Genomic DNA, 4,334 nt, shown 5'->3' with positions numbered 1-4,334 from the left:
GTGGCCGAGTCGGCCACCCTGCCCAAGGACCCGGAGTCCCCGATCATGGGGCTGTTCTACTGGCTGCGTCGCAACGACGGCTCGACCACCGAACGCAGCGCCAACCGGATCACGCTGCTGCGCGACACCGACGGTGACGGCGTGGCCGACTTCCGCAGCGTGTTCTTGGAGAACCTCAATCAGCCGTTCGGGATGGCGCTGCTGGCCGCGTCCGCCCCGTACTCGCTCGGCCCGGCGGCCCCGGATGGCACCCAGGCGGCCTTCTACGTCGCGGGCACGGACGGCGTCTGGCGATTTCCGTACAAGCTGGGCGAAACCCGGGTCACGGCCGCTGGGAAGAAGATCCTCGACCTGCCGGCCGGCGGCTACAACAACCACTGGACCCGTAACCTGTTCGCCGCCCCTGACGGCACCAAGCTCTACGTCACGGTTGGCTCGTCCAGCAACGCGGGCGAACATGGCCTGGATGCCGAACGACGGCGCGCCGCCATCCTGGAGATCAACCCTGACGGCAGCGGTGAGCGCATCCTGGCTTCCGGCCTCAGAAACCCCAATGGCCTGGCCCTCGAACCGCAGTCCAGGACACTCTGGACAGTCGTCAACGAACGCGATCTTCTGGGTGACGATGCCGCACCTGATTACTTCACGCGTGTACGCCCTGGTGACTTCTACGGCTGGCCGTGGAGTTATTGGGGGCAGCACGTAGACGAGCGGGTCCAACCACGGCGTCCCGAGATGGTGGCTCGTGCGCTCCGCCCTGACTACGCCCTCGGCGCTCACACAGCTCCCCTCGGTTTGGCCTTCTCCGAGAGCCCCACGTTCCCCGAGGCCTACCGAGGCGGCGCTTTCATCACCGAACACGGCTCCTGGAACCGCGGCGATCCGGTCGGCTACAAGGTCGTGTACGTCCCCTTCAAGAACGGCATGCCCAGCGCCAAGCCCCAGGACTTCCTGACCGGCTTCAAACCGGCCCCCGACGAGAGCACCACGTACGGCCGGCCGGTCGGCGTGATCACGGGCAAGAACGGCCGCCTACTGGTCGCAGACGACGCAGGAAACACGATCTGGCACATCACGCCCCGATCGTGACCCGCGGGCAGGAGGGTGTCGCGGGCCTCGGGCAGCCGGTCCAGGCCGTGCCTGACCTTGCCCATGATCGCCAGGCCGTTCGCCTCACTGGCCCGGTGCTCCAGCTCGCGGCACAGGGCCAGCGAGCGGTTCAACCTGGCCTCGGCGTCGTGGAGGCGTCCCACCTCCAGGTAGAGGCAGCTGAGGTTGCCCAGATTGACGGCCTGGGCCGGGGTGTGGGCGATGGCCTCGTTCAGCATGAGGGCCCGTCCGAGGTGTTCGACGGCCTCGCGAAGCATGAGGGCCCGTTCCAGATGATCGACGGCCTCGCGAAGCATTGCCAGGTCGGCGTACGTGGCGCCGGCGTTGCACAGGGCTGCGGTGAACGCCTCCTACCAGCCGGTCTCCTCCGTCAGGCGCATGGCCTCCGCCAGACGTATGGCCCCCGTCAGGCGCATGGCCTCCGCCAGACGTATGGCCCCCGTCAGGCGCATGGCCTCCGCCAGGCGCATGGCCCCCGTCAGGCGCATGGCCTCCGCCAGGCGCATGGCCTCCGTAAGGCGCATGGGCCTCCGTCAGGCGCATGGGCCTCCGTCAGGCGCATGGCCTTCGCGTAGTGGTGGAGGCCGGGCGACGGTCCACCGCTGCCCGGCCTTCGGCCGTTCGATCAGGCGGCCGAGGACCCCGAGGACGCCGAAGGCGTCGAGGACAGGCGTTCCTCGCCGGGAGCGTCCCCCAGTGGGATCCCGCGGACGCTGAGCAGGAACAGCAGCGCGCACCCGCCCGTCAGGGCGATATCGGCGACATTGCCGACGAACAACCCGCCGTAGTCGATGAAGTCCACCACGTGCCCCTGGGCGAACGCGGGCGGGCGGAAGAGGCGGTCGAGCAGGTGGGAGGTGGCCCCGCCGAGCAGTGCGCCCAGCCCCACCCCCCAGGCCGGCGAACGCAGCCGCCGGGACGCGTACAGGATGCCGGCGACCGCCCCGGCGGCGGCCAGCGCGAACACCCACGTCACGCCCTCCCCCAGGGAGAACGCGGCGCCGGGGTTGAGCAGCAGCCGCAACGAGAGCAGCCGCGGGATCACGGTGATCTCCTCACCACCGGACAAAGCCGACATCGCCCAGAACTTGGACGCCTGATCGACCAGGAGCACCACCGCGGCCAGCACGATCATCCACGCGCGAGGCCGCCTTCCCCGGCTGGTCTCCTGCGGGCCGCGTTCGTCCGACACTCTTGCCTCACAATCCATGGCTTCTCGCCCCGAATCTACCGAACCTTGGTCACGGCCACGCTCACTCAGAGCTGGGACGCCCTGCTGAGCAGCAGTTTCTCGGTGATCGGGGATTCGTGAGTGCCCTCGACCGTGCACGCGTGCGCACCGGCGACCGCGCCCAGTGCGACGCACTCGGGGATCGTCCGGCCGTTCAGGAGGCCGTACAGGAAACCGGAGACGAAGGCGTCGCCCGCGCCGTTGCTGTCGGCCACCGGGCCGGGCAGGGGCGCGGCGGGAAAGGCCCGTACGTCGGCCGAGTCGCGGGTCAGGACGAGGCAGCCGTCCGCGCCCCGCGTGCAGACGACTGTGTGGGCGCGCCCCTCGGCGAGGATGTCGCGCATCGTGGCCGCCGGGTCGGCCAGCGCGGTGGCCGACAGGAACACCAGGTCGGAGCCGTAGGCGAAGTCCTTCTGGTAGTCGGCGACACCGTCCCAGTCGTGCAGGTCGGTGGAGATGGGGACGCCGTCGAGGTCGGGGTAGACGTGGCGGCAGAAGTCCATGATCGAGATGTGCGCGTGCCTGGGCCGCGCACCGGCGTACAGCTCGCGGGGCAGCCGCTCCCCCGGCGTGACCTTGGGGTCGTGCAGGGAGGTGCGCCGCCCGTCGGGGCCGACGAGCAGCACGCTGCGCCGGGTGCCCGCCTGCGCCACCCCCCACCTGCAGTCGATGTCGCGCAGGGCGTGCCTGATCAGCGCGCCCTGCGGGTCGTCGCCGACGAGGTCGGCGAAGGCGACGCCGAGCCCGAGAGCGTGGCAGCCGAGGGCGACCCCGGCCCCGGTGTTGCCGACGCGGTCGACGACGGGCGGCACGTGGTAGGTGTCCTGGTACGGCAGAGGCAGCGCGGGCACGTAGACAGTGGTGTCCACCCCGGCGCCGCCCAGGACCAGCACGTCAGGCGTCATCGGTGGGTCGGCCTTTCACAGAGAGCCATTCACAGAGAGCGTCCGGGATCAGCGGTTGACCAGCGGACCGGAACCGGTGGAGCCGCGCACGACCAGCTCCGGCTGGAAGATCAGCTCGACGTGCTTGGCCGGCGCGCCGCTGACCTCCTCCAGCAGCGTCTGCACGGCGGCCGAGGCCATCGCCCCGATCGGCTTGCGCACGGTGGTGAGCGGCGGGTCGGTGAACGCGATCAGCGGCGAGTCGTCGAACCCGACCACCGACACGTCGCCCGGCACCGCCAGCCCCTTCTGCCGGCAGGCGCGGATCGCCCCGAGCGCCATCAGGTCGCTCGCGCACACGATCCCGGTGCAGCCGCGGGCCAGCAGCTGCGCGGCGGCGGCCTGCCCGCCCTCGACCGAGAACAGCGAGTGGGAGATCAGGTCGTCGACGTCGGTGGCGCCGAGCAGGTGGGCCATCGCCTGCTTGTAGCCCTCGATCTTCCTGATCACCGGGACGAACCGGCGCGGCCCGAGCGCGAGCCCGACGCGTTCGTGGCCGAGGTCGACCAGGTGCTGGACGGCCAGCCGCGCCGCGAGGCGGTCGTCGGGCGAGATGAAGGGCGCGTCGATGTGCTCGCTGTAGCCGTCGACCAGCACGATCGGCAGGCCGCGGTCGATCAGGCGGGTGTAGCGGTCCATCCGGGCGGTGGTGTCGGCGTGCAGGCCGGAGACGAAGACGATGCCGCTGACACCGCGGTCGACCAGCAGCTCGGTGAACTCGTCCTCAGGGGCGCCGCCGGGCAGCTGGGTGCACAGCACGGGCGTGTAGCCGTGCTGGGTCAGCGCCTTCTCGATGGCCTGCGCGAACGCCGGGAAGATCGGGTTGTCCAGCTCGGGCGTGACGAGCCCGATGAGCCCGTTGCTGCGCTGCCTGAGGCGGGGCGGCCGCTCGTAACCCATCAGGTCGAGGGCCGTCATCACCGCCTGCCGGGTGCCTGCCGAGACGCCGGGCTTGCCGTGTCTGCCCGCCGGTAGAGTTGCAAGCTCTACCGGTTGTAGTACAAGGAGATCATCCTCCGTGCGCGCGACGTCCATCTCCCTCGTTCTCC

Annotated in this window: 5 protein-coding genes; 1 reads left to right on the top strand and 4 read right to left on the bottom strand. The window is 70.5% G+C overall.

The annotated features are described in order from the left end of the window. A partial coding sequence (locus tag ACWCSD_RS48820; RefSeq protein WP_449926039.1) for a PQQ-dependent sugar dehydrogenase occupies window positions 1–1,089 on the top strand: 1,089 nt, incomplete at its 5' end. A gap of 371 nt (window positions 1,090–1,460) precedes the next feature. Here the strand turns inward: ACWCSD_RS48820 and ACWCSD_RS48815 are convergent. The 4 genes from ACWCSD_RS48815 to ACWCSD_RS48800 all read right to left on the bottom strand — a co-directional run bounded on the left by ACWCSD_RS48815 (window position 1,461) and on the right by ACWCSD_RS48800 (window position 4,320). Then, a complete protein-coding gene (locus ACWCSD_RS48815; RefSeq protein WP_449926037.1) occupies window positions 1,461–1,634 on the bottom strand; it encodes a hypothetical protein in 174 nt (57 codons plus the stop codon). 101 nt (window positions 1,635–1,735) lie between these two features. Next, window positions 1,736–2,302, bottom strand: a complete 567-nt coding sequence (locus ACWCSD_RS48810) for a signal peptidase II (protein ID WP_397164345.1) — start codon at window positions 2,300–2,302, stop codon at window positions 1,736–1,738. Between the two features lie 65 nt (window positions 2,303–2,367). Continuing rightward, on the bottom strand, window positions 2,368–3,246 hold the full coding sequence (locus ACWCSD_RS48805; RefSeq protein ID WP_397164343.1) for a carbohydrate kinase family protein: 879 nt from the start codon (window positions 3,244–3,246) through the stop codon (window positions 2,368–2,370). Between the two features lie 48 nt (window positions 3,247–3,294). Next, window positions 3,295–4,320 carry a LacI family DNA-binding transcriptional regulator gene (locus ACWCSD_RS48800; RefSeq protein WP_449926042.1) on the bottom strand — a complete coding sequence of 342 codons (1,026 nt, stop codon included), beginning with the start codon at window positions 4,318–4,320 and terminating at the stop codon, window positions 3,295–3,297. Window positions 4,321–4,334: the final 14 nt, after the last annotated feature.

The organism is Nonomuraea sp. NPDC001684 (assembly GCF_053596515.1).
The sequence above is the reverse complement of the archived record's forward strand: the minus strand, read 5'-3'. Positions and strand labels throughout refer to the sequence as shown.